Genomic DNA, 24,916 nt, shown 5'->3' with positions numbered 1-24,916 from the left:
TCCTCCCCACCCGAGATCTCGATCCATGTACGTCTATTTTCTGACCATCCTTTGCGTGATGGGCATTGCCATCGGCCAGATCCTGTTCAAGGTCAGCGCCAATTCCATGAACAAGACCGGCAGCTTCTTCGCCATCGAGACCCTGGCCGTGTTCTTTGCCACCATGGTGCTGTACGGAATCACCTCCATCGGCTGGGTGCTGATCCTTCGCAAGGCCGAGCTGGGCAAGGTCTATCCCTTCATGGCGCTGGCCTTCATTGTCGTGCCGCTGGCCAGCCGCTTCTTCTTTGGCGAACGTTTCGCGCCGGGGTATTTCGTCGGCACGGCCCTGATCATGTCGGGCATCGTGGTCACGGTGGCGGCCTCCCGATGAGCGCGGCCCTTCGCCAGCGGCCCAATTCCGGCGCCACAGGGGCCGGGGGATGGCTGGCGAGCGCCTGGGGCATGCTCCTGGCCGTCACCCTGGCACTGTTGCTGCCGCTGGGTGCATGGGCACAGCAACCCCTGCCGCCCGGCACCTACGGCTTCATCGACACGGTGGAATACGACGCCACCAAGAGCATGGTGCGCATCACCGGCTGGTGCTATGACTCGCAGAACCAGCGCCTGCCCAAGGACTTCCTGGTGCGCGTCGGTGATGCCGAAAAGCGCATCGCCGTGCCCGAGCGCAAGACCCGCCCGTCCGTCGGGGTCCATTTCCAGGACGGCGACCGCATCGCTCTCGAATTCACGCTCGAGCTGCGCTACCCGCGCTACCTTGCGGGCGGCGAGCAGCCGGTCTCGGTGATCGCCCGGTTCGAGGATGGTGGGCGCTTCGACGTCCAGGCCTCCTCTCCCGCCGCTGGCAAGGTCCAGGGCCCCGATACCCCCGGGCGGCACTGGGTGATCGCCGCCGCCGTGGCCGGCGCCATTGCGCTGCTGCTGCTCCCCGGCTCCGGGGGCCTGCAGGCGCGCCTGGGCACCTGGGTCGGCGGCCACCGCCGGGAGGTGGCTGGCGGCATCGCGGGCATCTTCCTGGTGCTGGTGGGCATCGGGGCCACGGGTTCGTCGCTGGAGTTGCTGCTGGGCCGCACGGACCAGGGCCCGCACCCCTTCCTGTCGCCGGACAGTGCCATGACCCATGTGGCGGGCCAGCCGCGCGGCGTGCGTTCCGACGACTGGATGGTGGTCACCGCCAGCGCCCTCGCCCAGGCCAACCACGAGCCGCCGTTTCCCGTCATCAACCGCCATCTGGGCCTGGATGGCCAGAACATGATGGTCATCGGCATGACGGGCGTGCCCGTATGGCATGTCTCGGCCCTCGCACGCCCGGCGACCTGGGGCTTCTTCGCCCTGCCGCTGGACAAGGCCCTGGCCTGGTACTGGTACTTCCCGTTCTTCGCCTGCCTGCTGGCGCTGTGGTGGCTGCTCGAGGTGCTGGCACCCGGGCGCCCGGGCCGCAACCTGGCGCTGTCGGCCGTGTTCTGCGTGGCGCCCTATGCGGCCGGCTGGTCCCACTGGCCGCTGTACGTGGTGTTCTTCCCCTCGGGGGCACTGGCCGCCACCCTGCTCATGCTGCGCCACAGGGCGGGCCCCCGCCTGTGGGGGCTGGCCCTGGCGCTGGGCTGGTTCCTGGCCGGATTCGCGCTGGTGCTCTACCCGCCCTGGCAGATCACCGTGGCCACGCTGTACGCGCTGGTGCTCGCGGCCTGGCTGGCCGACAACCGCCGCCAGATCGCCTGGGGACGCCTCACGCCGCTGGCCTTTGCACTGGCCGTGGCGGTCATGGCGGCCCTGCTCTACTTCTGGTGGCACGATGCCCGCGAGGCCATCTCGGCCATGCGCAACACGGTCTATCCGGGCCAGCGCGCTGCGCTGCGCGGCGGCGACCTGTCCGTCCTGGTGCTGCTGCGCGGCTTCGGCAATGCCGATACGCTGTCCAACCTGCAAAACAGTGTCTTCAACGAGAGCGAGTTCGGTTCGTACCTGCTGCTGCTGCTGGCCATCTGGTTCCTGTGCCTGCAGCAGGCGCGCAGCCGGGGACCCCACCGCTGGGTGGTGGCGGCCTGCGCGCTGTTCACGGTGTTCACCGTGGTGTTCGGCGTCTGGGGCATACCGCTGGCCCTGTCCAAGGCGATGTTCTGGCACTACGTGTCGTCGTCGCGCATCGACCTGGCGTTGGGCCTGGCCTGCCTGCTGGTGGTGGCCTGCCTGCCCGCGCCGGCAGCGGCGCCACGGCGCACCGCGCCCGTGGTGCTGGGCCTGCTCAGCGCCGCGGTGGCCGCGCTGGCCATGGCGGGCATCCCCGAGGACTTCCACCCCGGCCTGAGCGCCACCCTGCTGGCCAGCATGGCGGTGGCCGTCGGGCTCATGGCCTACTGGCTGGTGCAGGGCAAGGTGGCGCATTCCATCGCCCTCACCGCCGTGGTGTACGTGGCCGCCACGGTCGACTTCAACCCCGTGGCCCTGGCACCCTCCCATGTGGCGCTCAACGAGACCGTGCAGCGCTATGTCACGGGCCCGACCGGGGCCGACGGCAAGGCCACGCCCCGGCGCGTGCTGGCCCTGCTGCCCAGCACCTCCAACGCCATGGCCCTGGCGGCGGCCGGCGTGCCCATGGTGAACGGCGTCTTCTACTACCCCCAGCCCAGCGTCTGGCGTGGCATGCACCTGCCCGCAGGAGACCAGGACGCGGTGAACCGCTACCAGCACCTGACCTTCGTGCAGGAGACCATGCCGGCCCCGGCGGCCTACCGGGTGGTGAACCCCACGCCCGACACCGTGCGGGTGCTGGTGGACCCGCGGCGTTTCGACTTCGCCCAGGCCGGCGCCCAGGTGGTGGTGGGCAACGCCGGCATCTTCGAGCTGGGCGAGAACCCCCGCCTGCGTCTGCTGGGCAAGCACGAGGGCTGGGCCTGGTACGAGGTGGCAGCGGCCGCTCCGTAGAGGCACACCTACAGGGTTTCCCCGGTATCGGCGACAATACCTGGTTGCCCGGGGTGTCGCTGCCCCGAAAAGGCACCACCGCAGACACTGGAAACCGAGCATGCTGCAGATCATCGCAGTCGAGACTGAAGACGGTTGGCGGCATTTCAAGGAACTGCTGCTCGAATATGCGCAGCGCGACCATGCCAACGCCGGCCAGAGCAGCATCTGGGCGGACATGGCGGCCTTGCCGGGCAGGTATGCCCACCCTGCCGGTGGCGCGGTCCTGGCCTATTGGCAGGGCGTGCTCACGGCCTGCGGTGCGTTCGCCCCGACAGAGGTGGCGGGCCTGGCCGAGATCAAGCGGCTGTACGTGCGCGAAGGCGCACGCGGCCAGGGCATTGCCCGTGAGCTGACACGGGCCCTGGTGCAGCAATGCGCTGGTGCGGGTTACGACCGCGCCGGCATCAGCACCTGGAGCCACAACCATGGCGCGCTGGCGCTGTACCGGCAGATGGGGTTCGGCCCCATTGCCCCTTTCAAGGATCACCCGATCCCCAACCTGGTTTACCTGGGCCTCGCGCTGCACGATGCAGCCGGGGCGCCGTGATTGAGTACTGAATGATCAACCTGAAGAACATCGTGCTGCGGCGCGGCGCCAAGGTGCTGCTGGACAGCGTTTCCGTGACCCTGAACCCGGGCGAGAAGGTCGGCCTCGTGGGCCGCAACGGCGCCGGCAAGTCCACGCTGTTCGCGCTGCTCAACGGCAGCCTGCACGAGGATGGTGGCGACTTTTCCATCCCGCGCCAGTGGCGCATGGCACAGGTCGCGCAGAACATGCCCGAGACCGACGAGACGGCCACTGCCTTCGTGCTGGCCGGCGACACGCGCCTGGCCGAGCTGCACACCCAGCTGGCGCAGCTCGACCAGAGCGACGCCGCGCACGACGATGCCGACCACGGCATGGCCATTGCCCAGGTCTACACCGACCTGGCCGACGCCGGCGACCACGACGCTGTGCCACGCGCACAGGCGCTGATCCTGGGCCTGGGGTTCCAGTCGCACGAACTTGAGCGCCCGGTCAACAGCTTCTCGGGCGGCTGGCGCATGCGCCTGCAGCTGGCGCGCGCGCTGATGTGCCCGTCGGACCTGCTGCTGCTCGACGAACCCACCAACCACTTGGACCTGGACGCCCTGGTCTGGCTCGAAGCCTGGCTCAAGAAGTACGCCGGCACCATGATCGTGATCAGCCATGACCGCGAATTCCTGGACGCCGTCACCAACGTCACCCTGCAGATCGACAGCGCCAAGCTCAACCGCTTTGGCGGCAACTACAGCAAGTTCGAGGAACTGCGCGCGCAGCAGATGGAATTGCAGCAGGCCGCGTTCTCCAAGCAGCAGGACAAGATCGCCCACCTGCAGAAGTTCATCGACCGCTTCAAGGCCAAGGCCAGCAAGGCCAAGCAGGCGCAAAGCCGCGTCAAGGCCCTGGAGCGCATGGAAAAGGTTGCGCCACTGCTGGCCGAGGCCGATTTCACCTTCGAGTTCAAGGAACCGGTCAACCTGCCCAACCCGATGCTGGCGATCAGCGACGCAGCCTTCGGCTACACCACCGACGACGAGGTCAAGACCATCCTCACCGGCGTGAGCAAGTCGGTGCTGGCCGGCCAGCGCATCGGTATCCTGGGCGCCAACGGCCAGGGCAAGTCCACACTGGTCAAGACCATCGCCCGCGAGATGGCGCCCATTGCGGGCACCGTGACCGAGGGCAAGGGCCTGTCCATCGGCTACTTCGCCCAGCAGGAGCTGGACGTGCTGCGCCCCGGCGAGAACCCGCTGGAGCACATGATCCGCCTGGCCCGGGAGATGGGCGCCAACGCCCGCGAGTCCACGCGCGAGCAGGACCTGCGCAGCTTCCTGGGCAGCTTCAACTTCAGCGGCGACATGGTCAAGCAGGCCGTGGGCACCATGAGCGGTGGCGAAAAAGCCCGCCTGGTGCTGGCCATGATGGTCTGGCAGCGCCCCAACCTGCTGTTGCTGGACGAACCCACGAACCACCTGGACCTGGCCACGCGCGAGGCGCTGTCCATGGCGCTCAACGAGTTCGAGGGCACCGTGATGCTGGTCAGCCACGACCGGGCCCTGCTGCGCGCGGTCTGCGACGAGTTCTGGCTCGTGGGCCGCGGCGTCGTCGGCCCGTTCGACGGCGACCTGGACGACTACCAGCGCTACCTGCTCGACGAGGCCAAGCGCCTGCGCGAGTTCTCGCGCCAGGCCGAGGCGGCCGCCATGAAGGCGGCAGCGGCAGCGACCGCGGTCACCCCGACAGCAGTGGCTGCTGCACCAGCGCCGGCACCTGCGGCCGCAGCACCCAGCCCCGCCAAGGCAGCGGCACCGACCGCCGGTGCCCGCGACCAACGCAAGCTCGATGCCCAGAGCCGCCAGCAGTTGGCCGAAAAGACCCGTCCGCTGAAAAAAGAGCTCGAACAGATCGACAAGCGGCTTGCCGCCCTGGCGTTCGAGCGGGCAGGTCTGGAGCAGCAGCTCACCGAAGCCCTGCCCCCCGCCGAGATCGCCGAATGCGGCCGCCGGCTCAAGGCCGGTCACGACGAGACCGCGCAGCTCGAAGAACGCTGGCTGGAAATTTCATCGGCGCTCGAAGAAATTTCGATGGTCGCCGGCGCCTAAGTTGTAAAACCCTGTAATACATTGCCCCTGTTTCCAGGACTTACATATTGGCTGGCTTGAATTGAATGCTACATTTTTTGAAGCATTCTGGTCCTGGAAATTTTTTGATTTTGGGTTGCATTTTTTTGCGGAAGGCTGTCAACCGGGTGGCAAGCGGGTGCGTTGTTGGTACATCACAGGAGTTTTCCAACATGAACACCACCGCAATCTTGTCCGCCTGGCCCGAAGACGAACGCGACCGCAAGCGCGCCCCGGCCCGCTTCTGAGGGTGTGGCAGCCCCCGGGATTTCCCCCGGGCCGCCCCTTCTTTTTACTGTTCAACCCACTCCAGCAGGAAAGCCCCGCCACAGCGGGGTTTTTTTGCGTTCAGCGCAGAGCGCCGTCGCCTTGAGTGCGATGGCCTCTGCGCAGCGGCTTCATAGCCCGCTCGCACCACCCCCATTCGCCCCCTTGGGCGGGTTCCCCTTCCCCCTCTCCCTTCCCCGCTTGCGCCGGCCCATGCCACCGGCAGCGTGATCGCGCCCCCAACGGAGCCGCCGTCACCCGTCACCACAGTGGACACCTTGTCAAGCGCCTGGGTGCCCCGGTGGACAAGGCGGAGAACGCCTGCACGACCTGGGCACACAACAATCCATGCATTGCCCACCCCCGGTGGGACGGCGAATCGCTCGCCGGCAACCGGGATTCAATCCATGGAAAGGAAGACCAGCAATGCGGATGCACCACCACCATCCGGGAAACAACACGGCGCGGACCCTGCACTCCCTGCGCCTCGCATGTGCCGGCCTGGTGCTGGCGGCCGTGGGCGGCCTGGCGCCGTCCGAAGCCGGCGCCCAGACGCGCTACACCTGCCGCGACGACAACGGCAACAACTACACCTCGTGGCGCGCCTGCCCCCAGGGCATGAAGACCACCTCGGTATCGACCGGCCCCACGGCGAGCGAATACCGCAGCAGCGAGCGCACGCCCAGCCGCTCGGTACCTTCCTCGCCCGCCCCGGACCACCAGCAGTACATGAGCGAACGCTGCCGTAGCTTGACCGACACCCTGCGGTCGGCCTACTCCCGGGGAATCAAGGCGGACGTGCAGGAGGGCATGCGCCGCGAATTCGAGCGCGACTGCCGTGAGGAGGAAAGCGAGGCCTCCTCCCGGTACCACCGGGAGCAGCGCGATGCCCGCCGGCAACGGCGCGAGGAGGACCGCCAGCAGCAGGTGGCCCAGCAGGCCTCGGAGGCCGACGAGGCCCGCCGTGGCCAGCAATGCGCCGAATCGCGCCGGATCCTGAACCTCAAGAAGGCGCGCACGGACCTGACGGAGGGCGAGCGCAGCGACCTCAAGCGCTTCGAGGATGCCTACCTGGCGCGTTGCGCGCGCTGAGCAGGCCCGGCGGACCTGCGAGCAGGCGATGCGCGCCCATCGCTCTGCACCCGCCGCTTGTCCCTTGCCAGGAAACGCTTTTTGACGTTTGTCACGATTGATCGGTAGAATCAGGGTTTTCCCTATGGTTGCGCTATCCGTGCGACCGAGGACCCCTGGCCACCACGGTATCCCGTGGCAGCGCCCTCCCACTTCTTCGATCCATCGCTCCTTCCATGCAACGTCGCCAGTTCACCCAGTCCCTTCTTGCCACCGCCACCGGCCTCTCGCTCGCCCATCCCTCGGCATGGGCGGGCCCCCAGGACGCCATCGACTCCAAGGCGGTCACCATCGGTTGCTCGCTGGGCCTGACGGGCCCCCTGGCCAGCCTGGGCAAGGAACTCAAGCAGGGCCTGGACGCTGGCATCGCCCAGGCGAATGCACGCAGCGGTGGCACGCATGGCCGGGAGCTGCGCCTGCTGGCGCTGGACGACGGCTACGAGCCCGCGCGCTCGGAAGACAACGTGCGCAAGCTGATTGCCGACGGCAATGTGGCCGCGCTCCTGTCGTGCATGGGCACGCCCAACAACCAGCGCATCATGCCGCTGGTCGACGAAGCGCAGATCCCCTATGTGGCCCCCCAGAGCGGCGCCTCCTCGCTGCGCAAGGCCGAGTACCGCTCGGTCTTCCACGTGCGTGCCGGCTACTCGGACGAAGCCCAGCGCCTGGCCAAGAAGCTCGTGGCGATGGGCATCACCGACCTGGCCGTGGTCTACCAGGACACAGTGTTCGGCCGTGAATTCCTGGCCGACGTGAACAGCGCCCTCAAGGCCGTCAACCAGCCCGCGCCCAAGGCCTTCAAGCTCGACGCCAAGGGCGAGCAGGTGGCCCAGGTGGTGCAGCAGGCCGTCGGCGCCAAGCCGATGACCGTGCTGCTGGGCACGGCCGGCGACGTGAGCGCCGCGCTGGTCAACGAGTTCCGCAAGGTCTCGGCCAGCACGCCGCTGGCCGCTACCAGCGTGGCCTTCAGCGGCGAGAACATCCGCCAGCTGGGCGCCAAGGCCGGCGGCCTGGCCGTCTCGATGGTGATGCCCGATGCCACGCGCACCAGCGTGGCCCTGGTGCGCGACTACCAGCGCGCCATGCGCGCCGTGAACCAGCTGGAATTCTCCTCGCGCAGCTTCGAGGGCTATGTCAACGCGCGTGTGCTGGTCGACGGCCTGGACCGTGCCGGGCGCGACCTCTCGCGCGCCAAGCTGCGCTCGGCACTGGCCGGCATGCGCAACAACGACATGGGTGGCTTCCTGGTCGACTTCGCGGGCGGTACGCCGTTTGTGGGTTCGAAGTTCATCGATCTGGGCATCATGGGATCGAATGGGCGTTTTGTGGGCTAAGGCCTGAACAAAGCGGTTCTGGCGCCGTTGCTGCGCCTGGCCAGAACCGCTGCGCTGAAAGCAAAAACAAAAACCCGCCGAGGCGGGTTTTTGCGTTCCGGGCGACAACGCGGTCGCTGGCGGATGGATCAGCCCATGTGCAGGCCGCCGTTGACCGAGAAGTCGGCGCCGGTGGCGTAGCCGCCTTCTTCCGAGGCCAGCCAGGCGATGATCGAGGCGATCTCGCTGGGTTCGCCCAGGCGCTTGACGGGGACGGTGGCGACGATCTTTTCGAGCACGTCGGGTCGGATGGCCTTGACCATGTCGGTGCCGATGTAGCCCGGGCTCACGGTGTTCACCGTCACGCCCTTGGTGGCCAGCTCCTGTGCCAGGGCCATCGAGAAGCCGTGCATGCCGGCCTTGGCGGCCGAGTAGTTGGTCTGGCCGGCCTGGCCCTTTTCACCGTTCACGCTGCTGATGTTGACGATGCGGCCCCAGCCCTTTTCCACCATGTCGGCCACCACCTGCTTGGTGACGTTGAACATGCTGTTGAGGTTGGTCTCGATCACGGCGTCCCAGTCCTCGCGGGACATCTTGAGGAACATGCGGTCGCGCGTGATGCCGGCATTGTTCACCAGCACGTCGATGCTGCCGTGCTCGGCCTTGGATTTCGTGAAGGCTTCGACCGTGGAGTCCCAGTCGCCCACATTGCCCACGGACGCATGGAACGTATAGCCCAGCGCCTTTTGCTCGGCCAGCCACTTGGCATGGTCGCGGGTCGGGCCGCAGCCGGCGATGACCTTGAAGCCTTCCTTGTGCAGGCGCTGGCAGATAGCCGTTCCGATGCCCCCCATGCCCCCGGTGACGTACGCGACTTTCTGGCTCATGTAATTTCTCCTTGATTAATGTGATGCGCTCCATGCCACTCTACCCAAGAAACATGGCGCAATCCTGAAGGAAAACACTGATCGGCCTTTCTTTTTGATGCAACAAAGCGTGTGATAGCCTGTGCTGTTGCGGGCGCGCCGATGCCCCGCAAACCGGGCGCGGCCTGGCTCCGCGCCGGGTGCGCTGGTCGCCGCCTTGCCCGCTCGCAAGCGCCATGAAAAAAGCCCGCAGCGGGTGCTGCGGGCTTCGGTCAGGCGGGGGCCGGTGGTGGGTCAATCCGCCGTGGCTTCTTCGGGCTCGGTGGGCTCCGATTTGGCCGAGCGCTCCTTCTTGGGAAGGGGCTGGATGTCGAGCAGCACTTCCGGCTGCTCCACACCCTTGTCGTCGGCCTTCATCTCGATGTCCACCGTGAGGCGACCACCTTCGGTCAGGCGGCCGAACAGCAGTTCGTCGGCCAGCGCGCGGCGGATGGTGTCCTGGATCAGGCGCTGCATCGGGCGGGCGCCCATCAGCGGATCGAAGCCCTTCTTGGCCAGGTGCTTGCGCAGCGTGTCGGTAAAGGTGACTTCCACCTTCTTCTCGGCCAGTTGGGTTTCGAGCTGCAGCAGGAACTTGTCCACCACGCGCAGGATGATCTGCTCGTCGAGCGCCTTGAAGTTGACGATGGCATCCAGCCGGTTGCGGAACTCGGGCGTGAACAGGCGCTTGATGTCGCCCATCTCGTCGCCCGCCTGGCGCGGGTTGGTGAAGCCGATCGTCGCCTTGTTCATGGTCTCGGCGCCGGCGTTCGTCGTCATGATGATCAGGACGTTGCGGAAGTCGGCCTTGCGGCCGTTGTTGTCCGTCAGCGTGCCATGGTCCATGACCTGCAGCAGCACGTTGAAGATATCCGGGTGCGCCTTCTCGATCTCGTCGAGCAGCAGCACCGCGTGCGGCTTCTTGGTGATGGCTTCGGTCAGCAGGCCACCCTGGTCGAACCCGACATAGCCTGGAGGCGCACCGATCAGGCGGCTCACGGCATGGCGCTCCATGTACTCCGACATGTCGAAGCGCAGGAGCTCGATGCCCATGATGTAGGCCAGCTGCTTGGCGGCCTCGGTCTTGCCCACGCCCGTGGGGCCGCTGAACAGGAACGAGCCGATCGGCTTGTCGCCCTTGCCCAGGCCCGAGCGTGCCATCTTCACCGAGCTGGCGAGCACTTCCAGGGCCTTGTCCTGGCCGAACACCACGCTCTTCAAGTCACGCTCCAGGGTCTGCAGCTTGCCGCGGTCGTCGTTGGAGACGTTGGCCGGCGGAATGCGCGCGATCTTGGCCACGATCTCCTCGATCTCGGCCTTGCCGATGGTCTTCTTGCGCTTGCTCGGCACCATGATGCGCTGGGCAGCACCGGCTTCATCGATGACGTCGATCGCCTTGTCGGGCAGATGGCGGTCATTGATGTACTTGGCGCTGAGCTCGGCCGCGGCCTGCAGGGCAGCGGCAGCGTACTTCACGCTGTGGTGCTCCTCGAAGCGCGACTTCAGGCCCTTGAGGATGTCGATGGTTTCGGCCACCGTGGGCTCGACCACGTCCACCTTCTGGAAGCGGCGCGAGAGCGCGGCGTCCTTTTCGAAGATGCCACGGTACTCGGTGAAGGTGGTCGCGCCGATGCACTTGAGCTGGCCGCTGGAGAGCGCCGGTTTCAAGAGGTTGGAGGCATCGAGCGTGCCGCCCGAGGCCGCGCCCGCACCGATCAGGGTGTGGATCTCGTCGATGAACAGGATGGCGTTGGGCTTGTCCTTGAGCGACTTGAGCACGCCCTTCAGGCGCTGCTCGAAGTCACCGCGGTACTTGGTGCCGGCCAGCAGCGCGCCCATGTCGAGCGAGTACACCACGGCCTCGGCCAGGATCTCGGGCACGTCGTTCTGCGTGATGCGCCAGGCCAGGCCTTCGGCAATCGCGGTCTTGCCCACGCCCGCCTCGCCCACCAGCAGCGGGTTGTTCTTGCGGCGGCGGCACAGGATCTGGATGGTGCGCTCCACCTCGTAGTGGCGGCCGATCAGCGGATCGATCTTGCCATCCTTGGCGGCCTGGTTCAGGTTCTGCGTGAACTGCTCGAGCGGCGAGGCCTTCTCGTTGCGTTCGGCAGACCCGCCCTCCTCGCCCTCGGCCTGGTTCTCGGCCTTGGCGGGTTCCGGTGGCTCGCCCTTCTTGATGCCGTGGGCAATGAAGTTGACCACGTCCAGGCGCGTCACGCCCTGCTGGTGCAGGTAGTACACGGCGTGCGAATCCTTCTCGCCGAAGATGGCCACAAGCACGTTGGCGCCGGTGACTTCCTTCTTGCCGTTGCCGGTGGACTGCACGTGCATGATGGCGCGCTGGATCACACGCTGGAAACCCAGCGTGGGTTGCGTGTCCACCTCGTCGGTGCCTGCCACCTGAGGCGTGTTGTCCTTGATGAAGTTCGACAGCGACGAACGCAGATCGTCGATGTTGGCCGAACAGGCGCGCAGCACTTCCGCTGCGCTGGGGTTATCGAGCAGTGCAAGCAGCAGATGCTCCACGGTGATGAATTCGTGGCGCTGCTGGCGGGCCTCAACAAAGGCCATGTGCAAGCTGACTTCCAGTTCTTGGGCAATCATGTGAACTCCTTTGTGCTTGCGTGGAATGGATAACTGTAGATCGGGACGAAAAACCTGTTATTCAACAGGTTCACTGACACATTGCAGCGGGTGCCCCGCCTTGAGGGCCGCATCCAGCACCTGCTCGACCTTGGTGGCGGCCACGTCGCGCGAATACACGCCGCAGACGCCTTTGCCGTCGAGGTGGATCTTGAGCATGATCTGGGTCGCCTGCTCCCGGTCCTTGCTGAAAAACTCCTGCAGCACCACGATCACGAACTCCATGGGGGTGTAGTCGTCATTGAGCATGACCACCTGGTACATCTGGGGGGGCTGGGTCTTTTGCGTGCGTCTTTCCAGCACGACCGAACCGCCGTCATCCCGCGCAGGCCTGGTAACAGGCGGCGCGGCTTTGGGAGAAGGTGGTTTTGTTGCCATGAATTTCATTCTAGCGACCCGCGCCTACCGCTGCCGCAGGAGAAATCTGATGTTCATCCGTTTTTTTTCAAGGCTGGCCTGAGCAATATTCTTGCCAGGCCATAACCGGCCGCGCCAAACGCCCTGTGGGGGCATATGAAACGGTCGGAAAAAGGCAGCGACAAACGCGTCGCCAGATGCCGGCCTGTTGTTTCCGCGCGCATTGCGGCCCCACCTCCCGCCACGGCCTACTCGTAGACCACGGTGGCCGACCCGGCACCGACCTGCGCGCTCCAGGCGGCCAGGGCGGCATCGCTGGGGTAAAAGCGGCTGCTGTCGGACAACTGGATCTCGGCGACGGCCGTGGCGCTGCGGGCCGCCCCCTGGGCGGTTCCCGTGCAGCGCAGCCCCATGCGCACCCGCAGGCCGTGCAGCAGGTCGCCCTCGGGCGCCTCCTCCCGGCGGGGCGGGAACTCGCGCAGCAGTTTCTGCACCTCGGGCGCCTTGTCGCTGACCACCACGTGCAGGTATTTGCCAAAGCGCGCACGCGCACCGGCCAGGTCCCAGACCTGCTGCACCTTCACGCGCAGGCCGCCGCTGAAGCGGTCCAGTTGCAGGCGGCCCATCATCACCACGAACTCGTCTTCCTTGAGCTGGTTCTTGTAGGTGTTGATCAGGGCCTCGTCGGCCGAGGCCTCGATCACCGCCGACTTGTCGTCGAGCTTGAACAGCGCCAGCTTGCCGCGCTGTCCGTTGATGACCCGGAAATCGCTGATGATGCCGGCCAGGATCTGCGGCTCGCGGCTGTCCAGCAGCTCGTCGATCTGCGTGCGCACGAAGCGGCGCACTTCGGTGGCCACTTCGTCGAACAGGTGGCCCGAGAGGTAGAAGCCCACCGCCGTCTTCTCCAGCGTCAGCCGCTCCTTGATGCCCCAGGGCGTCACGTCCACCAGTTCGGGCTCCTGCGTGCTCGATCCATGGGCGTCGTCGCCCATCATGTCGAACAGGCCGCCCTGGTTGATGTTGGACAGGCTGGCGGCGGCGAAATCGAAGGCCCGGTCGATGGAGGCCAGCAGCGAGGCGCGGTTGAGGTTGAGCGAATCGAAGGCACCGGCCTTGATCAATGCCTCCACTGTGCGCTTGTTCATGCGCGCGCGGTCCACGCGCAGGCAGAAGTCGAAGAGGCTCTTGAAGGGGCCCTTGGTGGAGCCGTTGGGCCCCTCGCCGCGACCTTCGCGCGCCGCCACGATGGCCTCGATGGCCGCCTGCCCCCCGCCCTTGACGGCGCCCAGGCCGTAGCGGATGACCTTGTCCGTCACCGGCTCGAAGCGGTACATGCCGCGGTTCACGTCGGGCAGCTCGAAGTTCATGCCGAAGTTCTTGCGCGCGTCCTCGAACAGCACCTTGAGCTTGTCGGTGTCGTCCATTTCCACCGTCATGTTGGCGCAGAAGAACTCGGCCGTGTAGTGCACCTTGAGCCAGCCCGTGTGGTAGGCCAGCAGCGAGTAGGCAGCAGCGTGCGACTTGTTGAAGCCGTAGCCCGCGAACTTCTCCATCAGGTCGAACACCTCGTCGGCCTTTTCCTCGCTGATGTCCTGCTTGGCGGCGCCGGCGCGGAAGATCAGGCGGTGCTCGGCCATCTCCTCGGCCTTCTTCTTGCCCATGGCCCGGCGCAGCATGTCGGCGCCACCCAGGCTGTAGCCGCCCAGCACCTGGGCGGTCTGCATCACCTGCTCCTGGTAGACCATGATGCCGTAGGTTTCGGCCAGCACCTTCTCGACCAGCGGGTGCGGGTACTCGACCACTTCCTTGCCGTGCTTGCGGTTCACGAAGCTCGGGATCAGGTCCATGGGACCAGGGCGGTACAGCGCGTTGAGCGCGATCAGGTCTTCCAGGCGGCTCGGGCGCGCCTCGCGCAGCATGCCCTGCATGCCGCGGCTTTCAAACTGGAACACGGCTTCGGTCTTGCCGTCCGAGAACAGGGTGTAGGTGGGCCCGTCGTCGAGCGGGATGGCCTCGAAGGTGAAGTTCTCCTGGCCCTTGTGGCGCTTCATGATGAACTCGCGCGCAATCTCCAGGATGGTCAGCGTCGCCAGGCCCAGAAAGTCGAACTTCACCAGGCCGATGGCCTCCACGTCGTCCTTGTCGTACTGGCTCACGGCCGATTCGCTGCCCGGCTGCTGGTACAGCGGGCAGAAGTCGGTGAGCTTGCCCGGCGCGATCAGCACGCCCCCGGCGTGCATGCCGATGTTGCGCGTCATGCCCTCGAGCTTCTGCGCCATCTCGATGACGGTCCGGACGTCTTCTTCCTTGGCCACGCGCTCGGCCAGCAGGGGTTCGAGCTCCAGCGCGTAGTTGTTCTTGTCGCCCTCCTTCTTGACGGCGGGCGGGTACTGCAGCGTGTAGGACATGCCGGGCTTGCCCGGCACGAGCTTGGAGATGCCGTCGCAGAACATGTAGCTCATGTCCATCACGCGGCCCACGTCGCGGATGGCGGCCTTGGCGGCCAGCGTTCCGAAGGTGGCGATCTGGCTCACCGCGTTCTTGCCGTACTTGTCCTTCACGTAGTCGATCACCCGGTCGCGGTTGGACTGGCAGAAGTCGATGTCGAAGTCGGGCATGGACACCCGCTCGGGGTTCAGGAAGCGCTCGAACAGCAGGTTGTATTCGAGCGGGTCGAGGTCGGTGATCTTCAGCGCATAGGCCACCAGCGAGCCGGCGCCCGACCCCCGTCCCGGCCCCACCGGGCAGCCGTTGTCCTTGGCCCACTGGATGAAGTCCCCCACGATGAGGAAGTAGCCCGGGAAACCCATCTTGAGGATGGTGCCGATCTCGAACTCCAGCCGCTCCACGTAGCGCGGGCGTTGCAAGTCGCGGTCGGCCTCTTTCTTGAAGAGCATCTTCAGCCGCTCTTCCAGCCCCGCGAAAGACGCAAAGCGGAAGTACTCGTCGATCGGCATGCCGTTGGGCGTCGGGAAGTCCGGCAGCTGCGGCTTGCCCAGCACCAGCGTCAGGTTGCAGCGCTGGGCGATCTCCACGGTGTTGGCGATCGCCGAGGGAATGTCGGCGAACAGCGCCTGCATCTGCGCCGAGGACTTGAAATACTGCTCGCGCGTGAAGCGGCGCACGCGGCGCGGGTTGGCCAGGATCTCGCCCTCGGCGATGCACACCCGTGCCTCGTGGGCCTCGTAGCCCTCGGCATCGGCGAACTGCACCGGGTGGGTGGCCACCACCGGCAGGTGCAGGCGTGCAGCCAGCTGCGCGGCGGCCACCACGTGGGCCTCGTCGTCGGGCCGGCCGGCGCGCTGCAGCTCGATGTAGAAGCGGTGCGGGAAGATGCCTGCCAGGCGCAGCGCCAGGTCGGCGGCGCCGGCGTCGTCGCCCTTGAGCAGGGCCTGGCCTACGGGGCCGGCCTGGGCACCGGAGAGCACGATCAGCCCTTCGGACAGCTCCTGCAGCCATTCCCAGGTGCAGACGGCGAGGTTCTTGACGATGTTGCGCGTCCAGGCGCGGGCCAGCAGTTCCGACAGGCTCAGGTAGCCCTGGCGGTTCTGCACCAGCACGATCATGCGCGAGGGCGGGGCCGTGCCCTCCCCCTCCAGGAAGATCTCGGCGCCCAGCAGGGGCTTGACGCCCTTGCCCCGGGCTTCCTTGTAGAACTTGATGGCGCCGAAGAGGTTGTTGAGGTCGGTGATGGCCAGGGCGGGCTGGCCATCGACCGCGGCGGCCTTGGCCACCTCGTCGATGCGGTTGGTGCCGTCGACGACGGAATATTCGGTGTGCAGGCGCAGGTGGACAAACATGGGCTCCATTGTAGAAAGCCCACTGCACCTCGTAACCGAAACCTTTGCGACAGGGCGATTCAAGGGGCAAATGCGGCCGGTACAATGCGCCGTCGGGTCGGGCCGGGCATCCGTGGTGATGCACGTCCCCGGGGGCGCCAGTGCTTACCGCCCGGCCCTGGAACATCCCGTTTCCTTTTTTTGCCTGAAAGCTGCCTGCGATGCTTCGTGCCCCACTGCCGTTTATCTCCGCCCTGCTGGCTGCAGGCGTCCTTGCCGGGTGCTCGACCACCACGGAAGACAAGACCGCCAACTGGAGCCCGAACCGCATCTACTCCGAAGCCAAGGACGAAATGAACTCCGGCGGCTACGACAAGGCCGTGCCGCTGTTCGAAAAGCTCGAAGGCCGTGCCGCCGGCACCCCGCTGGCCCAGCAGGCCCAGCTGGACAAGGCCTATGCCCACTACAAGGCGGGTGAAAAGGCGCAGGCCGTGGCCACGCTCGACCGTTTCATGAAGCTGCACCCTGCCAGCCCCGCCCTCGACTACGCGCTGTACCTCAAGGGCCTGGTCAACTTCAACGACAACCTGGGCCTGTTCTCGTGGCTGTCGCGCCAGGACCTGTCCGAGCGCGACCAGAAGGCCGCCAAGGATTCCTTCGAGTCCTTCAGCGAGCTGACCACGCGCTTCCCCGACTCGCGCTATGCCCAGGACGCGCGCCAGCGCATGACCTACATCGTCAACTCGCTGGCCCAGTATGAAGTGCACGTGGCACGCTATTACTACCAGCGCGGCGCCTACGTGGCCGCCATCAGCCGCGCCCAGGTGGCCGTGGCCGACTACCAGGGCGTGCCCGCCGTCGAAGAAGCGCTCTACATCCTGATGCAGTCCTACGATGCCCTGGGCATGACCCAGCTGCGCGACGACACCCGCCGCGTGATGGACGCCTCGTACCCGCAAAGCCAGTACGTGCGCACGGGCTTCAAGGGCAAGTCGGATCCGTGGTGGAAGTTCTGGTAAGCGCGGCCTGCTCAGCCCGCACCTGAGCGGGTGCCTACCAGATCGTCCAGCGCAGCGTCGAAATCCTCCGGGGATTCCAGGCGCCGCATGGGGGGCAAGGCCCGCAACAACCGCTTGCCATAGCCCATGGTGGCCAGGCGCGTGTCGCCGACCACCAGCACCCCCCGGTCGGACTCGCGCCGTATCAGCCGGCCGGCGCCCTGCTTGAGCGCCACCGCTGCCTCGGGCACCGAATACTGCTGGAACGAGCTGCCCCCCGCCTCCTCGATGCGCTGGCTGCGCGCCTCGACCAATGGATCGCCCGGCGGCGGGAACGGCAGCTTGTCGATGATGACCAGCTGCAACGCATCGCCCGGCACGTCGAACCCCTCCCAGAACGTGGCCGAGGCCACCAGGATGCACCCGGGCGCGCCATGCGTGCTGCCTTCGCGAAAACGCTCCATCAGGCGGCGCTTGGGCCACTCGCCCTGCACCAGCACCGACAGCGACTGCCCGTCGCCAAACCGGCGGTGCAGGGCATCGCCGATCGTGGCCAGGGCCTTGAGCGTGGTGGTCAGCACCAGGGTGCGTCCGCCGATGCGCTCGGCGGCGTCGCCGGCCAGGCGGGCAATGGCCGTGCTGTGGGCCGGGTCCGCCGGCTTGGGCAGGTGGCGCGGCACGTACAGCGCGGCCTGCGTGGCGTAGTCGAAGGGGCTGTCCACGCGCAGTATCTCGGCGCCCTCCAGGCCGCAGCGCTCCACGAACCAGGTCAGCCCCTCGTCGGCGCCCAGCGTCGCCGAGGTGAAGATCCAGGCACGCTCGCGCTCGCCCTCGGGGTCGGGCCATTCATCGCCCTGCGCGCTCTGGGCGGGCTGGGTCAGCAGCCGGGTGCGCATGGCGTGCGCAATGTCCAGCGGCGATTCGACCAGCCGCACCTGGGTATGCCCCAAGTCGATCCAGCGCACCGCATCCTGGCCGCAGGTGCCGGCGAAGCGGGCCAGGCGGGCCAGCAGTTCGGTGGCGCGCTCGTAGAGCCGCTCGAGGTCCGGGGCGGTCTCGCTGAGCTGGTCCAGCGCCTCCTGGGCCTGGGCGCAGGCGGTCGCCAGCCGGCGCAGTGCGCCATCCCAGGCCTGGGCTTCGGCGCCCTCGGGTGCCGCCCCGGTCCAGCCGCGCTTGCCCTGCGCGCTGGTACTGCCGCCGGCTGTGCGCAGGTCCGCCACGGCCTGCTCCACCCGGCTGGCCAGGGCCACCCAATCGGCCAGGCCGCGCGCGTGGTGCAGGCCGGCGGCCAGCAGGTCGCGCGCAAAGTCGAGCAACTGGCCCGAGGACAGCTGCAGGCCCAGGAACTGCACGCCGGTCTCGCTGATCTGGTGGGCTTCGTCGAACACCACCACGCGCACGGTGGGCAGCAGTTCGGCCACACCGGATTCGCGCACGGCCATGTCGGCAAAGAAGAGGTGGTGGTTGATCACCACGATGTCGGCCGCCAGCGCCTCGCGCCGCGCGATGTTCACATGGCATTCGCGCGCCCGCGGGCAGCTGGCGCCCAGGCAGTTCTCGCGCGTGGAGGTGACCAGGGGAATCACCGGCGAGCGCTCGTCCAGGCCCGTGAGTTCCGCCAGGTCGCCGCTTGGGGTGCTGCGCGACCAGTCTTCCACCTTGGCCAGCACGCGCACGACATTACGATCTGTTACCGCGCTGTCCTGGCGAGCCTGCACCATGCGGTGCAGGCACAGGTAGCTGGCCCGGCCCTTGAGCAAGGCAGCCCGAACCGGCACGCCCAGCACCTCGGCCAGGAGCGGCAGGTCGCGTGCGAACAGCTGGTCCTGCAGCGCCTTGGTGGCCGTGGAGAGCAGCACGCGCTCGCCGCTGAGCAGTGCCGGGACCAGGTAGGAGAAGGTCTTGCCCACGCCGGTGCCGGCTTCCACCACCAGCTTGCCGCCCTCTTCCATGGTGCGGGCCACGGCGGCGGCCATGCGGGTCTGGCCCTCGCGCGGGCGAAACTGGGCATCGGCGCGCGCCAACAGGCCGCCGGGCGCAAACACCTCCTGCACCATCGCGGCCAGCGGCATCAGGCAGGCCCCCGGCGGTGTAGCAAGCGCTCCATGCGCCGCATGATCGGTTGCCGCAGGGGCAGAAGGTGCGTGGATTTCAAGAGGGGCCGCGTGGCAGTCATGGCAAAAATGCCACAGGCGGGCGGATAATACGCGCTTCGGAGCATCCAAACGACAGACAGGCCCGTCGGCACACCACAATCACCAGCATGACCACCAAAGCGTTTCGCCTTATCGCTTCCACCGGCATCCACAAGGGTGACCGCGAGTACCAGCAAGACCAGGTGGCCTTGATCGCCCACGAACGGCACAACGGTTGTGTGCTGGGCGTCGTGGCCGACGGCATGGGGGGCCGCAGCGGCGGCCGCAAGGCGTCCGACCAGGTCATGATGACGGCGCGCCAGCTGTTCGAGCGCTACTCCCCCGAGACCGACGACCCCGCCGCCATGCTCAAGAGCATGGTCGAAGAGGCGCACATCGTCATCCGCCTCACGGCCATCTCGGCCGAGCAGGAACCGCACAGCACCATCGCCGCCTTCCTGATCAACCCGCGCGGCGACTGCCACTGGGTGCATGCCGGTGACTCGCGCATCTACCACTTCCAGGGCGGGCGCCTGGCACACCGCACCAGCGACCACTCCTACGTGCAGGCCCTGGTGGACCGCGGCGAGCTGACCGAGGCCGAGGCCAACAACCACCCGCACTCGAACATCCTGGTGGGCTGCCTGGGCACCGAGAGCGACCCGCCCATCACCACCCACATGATCCCCCAGCTGCATCCGGGCGACACGCTCATGGCTTGCAGCGACGGCGTGTGGCACTACTTTTCGCCCACCGAGCTGGCCTCGGTGGTCGAATCGCTCTCGCCGCGCGAGGCGACGGAGTTCCTGATCGAAAAGGCCCGCACCCGGGCGCGCGGAGGCGGCGACAACCTGTCGCTGGTCATCGTGAAGATCGAAGCCCTGGTCGAAGAGAAGAAGCCCATCCAGGGCATGGGCATGGGTGCGCGCCCCGCCCCCGGCACGGCGGCGGCCGCTGCAGGCACGACGACCAGCAAGGCCTGACGGCGCCCGCGCAGTGCCCGCACGCACAGCGGGCCGCGCCGCCCCGCCGCCCGCACTGCGGCGCGGGGGCCGAAAATACTTACTTGCTCCTAGCGGGCAGCCTCCGACGCGGGAACCGGCAGCGGCGCGGCTGGTTTGCGGCCCGATGCTGCGGCCGCGGCCTGCTCGCGCGCCACGCGGGCACGGCGCGTTTCGGCGGCCTTCAGCTCCTCGGCATGGCGCTCGCGGGCGCGGCCTGCACGCTGGGCGGCTTCGCCAGCACGCTGGGCCTGCTCGGCCTCGCGCTGCTGCAGGTCCTGGGCGCGCGGAGTGGGCGCCACGGGGGTCCTGGGCGTGCGCGGCGTGCGCGGGGCCTGCACATGCGGCTGGCCGCGCACGCCGATCCCGACTTCCGGGGTTTCACCCGGCGGCCCGGGCTGGGCATTCTGCTTTTCGGCAATGCTGCGCCGCCGCTCGGTGGCTTTTTCCTTGCGCTCGGCATCGTTGATCTGCATCTCGCGCGTGCGCAGGCCGGCTTCGGCTTCGCGCGCCCGGTTGCGTTCCACGCGCAGGCAGTCCTCCACGGCAAACAGCTTGTAGCACTCGGTCTCGGCAGCCAGGCGCCGGGAGGCAACGGCCTTACGCTCGTCGGCGATGTGGGCGCGCTCGGCGCTGCGCTGGGCATGGACGGCCTTGCGATCCGCCGATGCAGCAGAATCTGCCGCGGCATTCTGGGCAAGGGCCTGCGAGGCCATGCCCGCCTGCGCAAGCAGGCACAGCACATGAAGGGTGATCTGCCGCATTGTCCTGGTATTCATGTCAAGCCTGTATCCACCACACGGCGCTCGAGCGCCAGAAACTCCTTGGACTGCATCTCGTTCAGGCGCGACACCGTGCGCGGGAACTCGTGTGCCAGGGGACCTTCCGTGTACAACGCCTCGGGCGGCACGGCCGCCGACATGATGAGCTTCACGCGGCGGTCGTAGAGCACGTCCACCAGCCAGGTGAAGCGCCGCGCGGGCGAGGCCATGGCCACCGGCAGGTAGGGCACATCGGACAACAGCACCGTGTGGAACTGCGTGGCGATCTCCAGGTAGTCGTTCTGCGAACGCGGTCCGCCGCAGAGTTCACGGAAATCGAACCATACCACCCCGCCGGCCTTGCGCTTGGCGCGGATCTCGCGCGCCTCGATGTGCAGCACCGGGTCTTCGTCGTGCACCTCGGCCAGCTGGTTGAAGGCCTCGTTCATCTCGGCATCGGCCTCGGGGCCCAGGGGCGTGTGGTAGAGCCTGACCTTCTCCATGGTGCGGCGCCGGTAGTCGGTGCCGTTGTCCACGTTCACCACCTCCAGGCGCTGGTTGAGCAGCGCGATCGCGGGCAGGATGCGGTCGCGGTGCAGGCCGCCCGGGTACAGCTCGTCGGGCATGAAGTTGGACGTGGTGACAAAGCCCACGCCGTTCTCGAACAGCGACACCAGGAGGCGGTGCAGGATCATCGCATCGGTGATGTCGGCGACGTGGAACTCGTCGAAGCAGATGAGCTTGTAGCGCTTGGAGATGCGCTCGCCCAGCACGTCGAGCGGGTTCTGCGTGCCCTGCAGGGCCGCCAGCTCGCGGTGCACCTCGCGCATGAACTCGTGGAAGTGCAGGCGCACCTTGCGCTTCAAGGGCACGGCGTTGAAGAAGCATTCCATGAGGAAGCTCTTGCCGCGCCCCACCCCGCCGTACATGTAGACGCCGCGCGGGATGTCCGGGTGGTTGATGAGCTTCTTGAACGCGTTGGAGCGCCGCTCCTTGTAGGTGGCCCACTCATCGGCGCAGCGCTGCAGCGCATCCACGGCCCGCAGCTGCGCGGGGTCGCTCTTGAAGCCCTTGGCTTCGAGTTCGGCCAGGTAGGCCTGTTTGACAGTCACGGTGCGCTCGCCAGTACTAGGTATGAATAAGGCACAAGGCGCCGACGCCCTGTGCAGGGCGACGGCGCCATCATTCTCCGGCAGGCGGAGATCAGAAGTTCAGCGTTCGCTTGTCCACGGCCAGGGCCGCTTCCTTGGTGGCTTCGCTCAGGCTGGGGTGGGCGTGGCAGATGCGCGCGATGTCTTCGCTGCTGGCCTTGAACTCCATGGCGACCACGGCTTCGGAGATCAGCTCGCTGGCCTGCGGGCCCACGATGTGCACGCCCAGGATCTCGTCGGTGTCGGCATCGGCCAGCATCTTCACCATGCCGGTGGTGTCACCCAGCGCACGTGCGCGGCCGTTGGCCAGGAACGGGAAGCTGCCGGCCTTGTACTTGACGCCGTCGGCCTTGAGCTGCTGCTCGGTGCGGCCGACCCAGGCGATCTCGGGGCTGGTGTAGATGACCCAGGGCACGGTGTTGAAGTTCACGTGGCCATGCTGGCCGGCAATGCGCTCGGCCACGGCAACGCCTTCTTCCTCGGCCTTGTGCGCCAGCATCGGGCCGCGCACCACGTCACCCACCGCCCACACGCCGGGCAGGTTGGTCTTGCAGTCGGCATCGACGACGATGGCGCCGCGCTCGTCCAGGGCCAGGCCCACGGCTTCGGTGTTCAGGCCGATGGTGTTGGGCACGCGGCCGATGGAGACGATGAGCTTGTCCACTTCCAGCGCCTGGGCTTCGCCCTTGGCATTGGTGTAGGCGATGCTCACGCCCTTCTTGACGGTCTTGATCTCGCCGACCTTCACGCCCAGTTCGATCTTCAGGCCTTGCTTGTCGAAGGCCTTCTTGGCTTCCTTGGCGATCTGCTCGTCCACCGCGCCCAGGAAGGTCGGCAGACCTTCGAGGATGGTGACTTCGGCGCCCAGGCGGCGCCACACCGAGCCCATTTCCAGGCCGATCACGCCCGAACCGATGAGGCCGAGCTTCTTGGGCACGGCGCCTACGCGCAGCGCGCCGTCGTTGGACAGCACGAACTCTTCGTCGAATGGCGTGCCGGGCAGCGCACGGGCGTTGGAGCCGGTGGCGATGATGATCTGCTTGCCGGTGATCGACTCTTCGGCGGCGCCGGCCACCTTGATCTCATAGCCGCCTTCGGCCGCCTTCACGAACGAACCGCGGCCGTGGAAGAAGCTGATCTTGTTCTTCTTGAACAGGTACAGGATGCCGTCGTTGTTCTGCTTGACGACGGTGTCCTTGCGGGCAAGCATCTTGGCCACGTCGATCTTGACGTCGGAAGCCGAGATGCCGTGCTCGGCAAAGTGCTTGTTGGCGTGCTCGAAATGCTCGGACGATTGCAGCAGCGCCTTGGAGGGGATGCAGCCCACGTTGGTGCAGGTGCCGCCGGGTGCGGGGCCGCCCTTCTCGTTCTTCCACTCGTCGATGCAGGCCACGTTGAAGCCCAGCTGCGCTGCGCGGATGGCGGCCACGTAGCCGCCGGGGCCGCCACCGATGACGATCACGTCGAATTGTTTGCTCATGTCGGTCTCACTCACTCGTTCATTGGAAAAAAGACCCACCGGCGGGCGCGGCCAGGGGCCGGCCACGCGGGTGGGTCGATTCGGGTGCTATCAGATGTCGAACAGCAGGCGCGATGGGTCTTCCAGCGCTTCCTTCATGGCCACCAGGCCCAGCACGGCTTCGCGGCCGTCGATGATGCGGTGGTCATAGGACATGGCCAGGTAGTTCATCGGGCGGATCACGATCTGGCCGTTCTCCACCACGGCGCGGTCCTTGGTGGCGTGCACGCCCAGGATGGCCGATTGGGGCGGGTTGATGATGGGCGTGGACAGCATGGAGCCGAAGGTGCCGCCGTTGCTGATCGAGAACGTGCCGCCGGTCATCTCTTCGATGCCCAGCTTGCCGTCCTTGGCCTTCTGGCCAAACTCGGCGATCTTCTTCTCGATGTCGGCAAAGCTCATCTGGTCTGCGTTGCGCAGGATCGGCACCACCAGGCCACGGGGCGAACCCACGGCGATACCGATGTCGAAGAAGCCGTGGTAGACGATGTCGTTGCCATCGACCGAAGCGTTGAGCACGGGGTACTTCTTCAAGGCATGCACGGCCGCCTTCACGAAGAAACTCATGAAACCGATCTTCACGCCGTGTTCCTTGGTGAACGCGTCCTGGAACTTCTTGCGCATGTCCATCACCGGGGCCATGTTCACTTCGTTGAACGTGGTCAGGATGGCGTTAGTCGATTGCGACTGCAGCAGGCGCTCGGCCACGCGGGCGCGCAGGCGGCTCATGGGCACGCGCTGCTCGGGGCGACCGCTCAGGTCTTCCTTGGCAGCCGGAGCCGACACCTGGGGCAGCGCCTTGGTCGGCACGCCCGTGGGGATGCTGCTCGGGGCAGCCACGGCCGCCTTGGCACCACCGGCCACGGCAGACAGCACGTCGCCCTTGGTCACGCGGCCATCCTTGCCCGTGCCGGCCACGGCCGATGCGGACAGGTTGTTCTCGGCCAGCAGCTTGGCAGCCGCAGGCATGGCGACGTCGCCCTTGGAACCACCGGCAGCCGCGGGTGCGGCAGCAGGGGCCGAGGCCGTGGCGGCAGCGGGTGCTGCTGCAGCGGCAGCGGCGGGAGCAGCTGCGCCAGCCTTGCCTTCGGTGTCGATCTTGGCGATGAGCTGCTCGGCCACGACGGTGGCACCGTCGCCCTGCACGATTTCAACCAGCACGCCAGCCGAGGGGGCGGGCACTTCGAGCACGACCTTGTCGGTTTCGATCTCGATCAGGATCTCGTCCACTGCGACCGCTTCACCGGCCTTTTTCTTCCAGGTGAGCATGGTGGCTTCTGCCACGGACTCGGACAGCTGGGGGACTTTGACTTCTACGATAGCCATATCAATTCTTTCGGAAT

17 protein-coding genes are annotated in these 24,916 nt (G+C 66.9%); 8 read left to right on the top strand and 9 right to left on the bottom strand.

What is annotated here, in order from left to right; all coding sequences use genetic code 11:
* Positions 1 to 25 precede the first annotated feature (25 nt).
* From AC07PA_RS19725 to AC07PA_RS19700, 6 genes are all read left to right on the top strand, one after another.
* Entirely contained in the window at positions 26 to 373 is a 348-nt protein-coding gene (locus AC07PA_RS19725) for a DMT family transporter (RefSeq protein WP_494607158.1), read from the top strand.
* A complete protein-coding gene (locus AC07PA_RS19720; RefSeq protein WP_494607160.1) occupies positions 370 to 2,925 on the top strand; it encodes a DUF7657 domain-containing protein in 2,556 nt (851 codons plus the stop codon). Before AC07PA_RS19725 ends, AC07PA_RS19720 begins: the two co-directional genes overlap by 4 nt.
* 100 nt (positions 2,926 to 3,025) lie before the next feature.
* Complete coding sequence (locus tag AC07PA_RS19715) at positions 3,026 to 3,514, top strand: GNAT family N-acetyltransferase (RefSeq protein ID WP_494607162.1); 489 nt, start codon at positions 3,026 to 3,028, stop codon at positions 3,512 to 3,514.
* A gap of 11 nt (positions 3,515 to 3,525) precedes the next feature.
* The gene (locus AC07PA_RS19710; protein ID WP_494607164.1) at positions 3,526 to 5,592 is read left to right on the top strand and encodes an ABC-F family ATP-binding cassette domain-containing protein; all 2,067 of its coding nucleotides are present in this window, start codon (positions 3,526 to 3,528) and stop codon (positions 5,590 to 5,592) included.
* Between the two features lie 717 nt (positions 5,593 to 6,309).
* Positions 6,310 to 6,969 carry a hypothetical protein gene (locus AC07PA_RS19705; protein ID WP_494655385.1) on the top strand — a complete coding sequence of 220 codons (660 nt, stop codon included), beginning with the start codon at positions 6,310 to 6,312 and terminating at the stop codon, positions 6,967 to 6,969.
* A 215-nt stretch (positions 6,970 to 7,184) separates the two neighbouring features.
* Complete coding sequence (locus tag AC07PA_RS19700) at positions 7,185 to 8,342, top strand: ABC transporter substrate-binding protein (RefSeq protein WP_007855174.1); 1,158 nt, start codon at positions 7,185 to 7,187, stop codon at positions 8,340 to 8,342.
* A gap of 128 nt (positions 8,343 to 8,470) precedes the next feature.
* On the opposite strand, the gene phbB is transcribed toward AC07PA_RS19700, so the two are convergent.
* The 4 genes from phbB to dnaE all read right to left on the bottom strand — a co-directional run bounded on the left by phbB (position 8,471) and on the right by dnaE (position 16,029).
* Positions 8,471 to 9,208 carry an acetoacetyl-CoA reductase gene (phbB, locus tag AC07PA_RS19695; protein ID WP_007855172.1) on the bottom strand — a complete coding sequence of 246 codons (738 nt, stop codon included), beginning with the start codon at positions 9,206 to 9,208 and terminating at the stop codon, positions 8,471 to 8,473.
* 273 nt (positions 9,209 to 9,481) lie between these two features.
* Positions 9,482 to 11,830: an ATP-dependent Clp protease ATP-binding subunit ClpA gene (clpA, locus tag AC07PA_RS19690; RefSeq protein WP_007855170.1), complete on the bottom strand. Its 2,349-nt coding sequence runs from the start codon at positions 11,828 to 11,830 to the stop codon at positions 9,482 to 9,484.
* Between the two features lie 57 nt (positions 11,831 to 11,887).
* Positions 11,888 to 12,256, bottom strand: a complete 369-nt coding sequence (gene clpS / locus AC07PA_RS19685; protein WP_035203675.1) for an ATP-dependent Clp protease adapter ClpS — start codon at positions 12,254 to 12,256, stop codon at positions 11,888 to 11,890.
* A gap of 218 nt (positions 12,257 to 12,474) precedes the next feature.
* A complete protein-coding gene (gene dnaE, locus AC07PA_RS19680) occupies positions 12,475 to 16,029 on the bottom strand; it encodes a DNA polymerase III subunit alpha (RefSeq protein ID WP_145696748.1) in 3,555 nt (1,184 codons plus the stop codon).
* Between the two features lie 200 nt (positions 16,030 to 16,229).
* On the opposite strand from dnaE, the gene AC07PA_RS19675 reads away from it, so the two are divergent.
* Positions 16,230 to 17,027, top strand: a complete 798-nt coding sequence (locus AC07PA_RS19675) for an outer membrane protein assembly factor BamD (protein WP_145696749.1) — start codon at positions 16,230 to 16,232, stop codon at positions 17,025 to 17,027.
* Positions 17,028 to 17,038: 11 nt separating this feature from the next.
* On the opposite strand, the gene yoaA is transcribed toward AC07PA_RS19675, so the two are convergent.
* On the bottom strand, positions 17,039 to 19,078 hold the full coding sequence (gene yoaA / locus AC07PA_RS19670) for a DNA repair helicase YoaA (RefSeq protein WP_494607170.1): 2,040 nt from the start codon (positions 19,076 to 19,078) through the stop codon (positions 17,039 to 17,041).
* A gap of 191 nt (positions 19,079 to 19,269) precedes the next feature.
* Between yoaA and AC07PA_RS19665 the strand changes: the two genes are divergently transcribed.
* The gene (locus AC07PA_RS19665) at positions 19,270 to 20,124 is read left to right on the top strand and encodes a PP2C family protein-serine/threonine phosphatase (protein WP_007855161.1); all 855 of its coding nucleotides are present in this window, start codon (positions 19,270 to 19,272) and stop codon (positions 20,122 to 20,124) included.
* An 89-nt stretch (positions 20,125 to 20,213) separates the two neighbouring features.
* Here the strand turns inward: AC07PA_RS19665 and AC07PA_RS19660 are convergent, their stop codons facing one another.
* From AC07PA_RS19660 to odhB, 4 genes are all read right to left on the bottom strand, one after another.
* Positions 20,214 to 20,921 carry a hypothetical protein gene (locus AC07PA_RS19660; protein ID WP_494607173.1) on the bottom strand — a complete coding sequence of 236 codons (708 nt, stop codon included), beginning with the start codon at positions 20,919 to 20,921 and terminating at the stop codon, positions 20,214 to 20,216.
* Entirely contained in the window at positions 20,918 to 22,015 is a 1,098-nt protein-coding gene (zapE, locus tag AC07PA_RS19655; protein WP_007855150.1) for a cell division protein ZapE, read from the bottom strand. Before zapE ends, AC07PA_RS19660 begins: the two co-directional genes overlap by 4 nt.
* Positions 22,016 to 22,106: 91 nt before the next feature.
* The gene (lpdA, locus tag AC07PA_RS19650; protein ID WP_494607175.1) at positions 22,107 to 23,534 is read right to left on the bottom strand and encodes a dihydrolipoyl dehydrogenase; all 1,428 of its coding nucleotides are present in this window, start codon (positions 23,532 to 23,534) and stop codon (positions 22,107 to 22,109) included.
* A 90-nt stretch (positions 23,535 to 23,624) separates the two neighbouring features.
* Complete coding sequence (gene odhB, locus AC07PA_RS19645; RefSeq protein ID WP_007855148.1) at positions 23,625 to 24,899, bottom strand: 2-oxoglutarate dehydrogenase complex dihydrolipoyllysine-residue succinyltransferase; 1,275 nt, start codon at positions 24,897 to 24,899, stop codon at positions 23,625 to 23,627.
* Between the last annotated feature and the right edge of the window lie 17 nt (positions 24,900 to 24,916).

The sequence above is a fragment of the Acidovorax sp. GW821-FHT09B03 genome (genome assembly GCF_059418305.1).
Note: the sequence above shows the minus strand (reverse complement) of the source record. Positions and strands in the feature narration are given on the sequence as shown.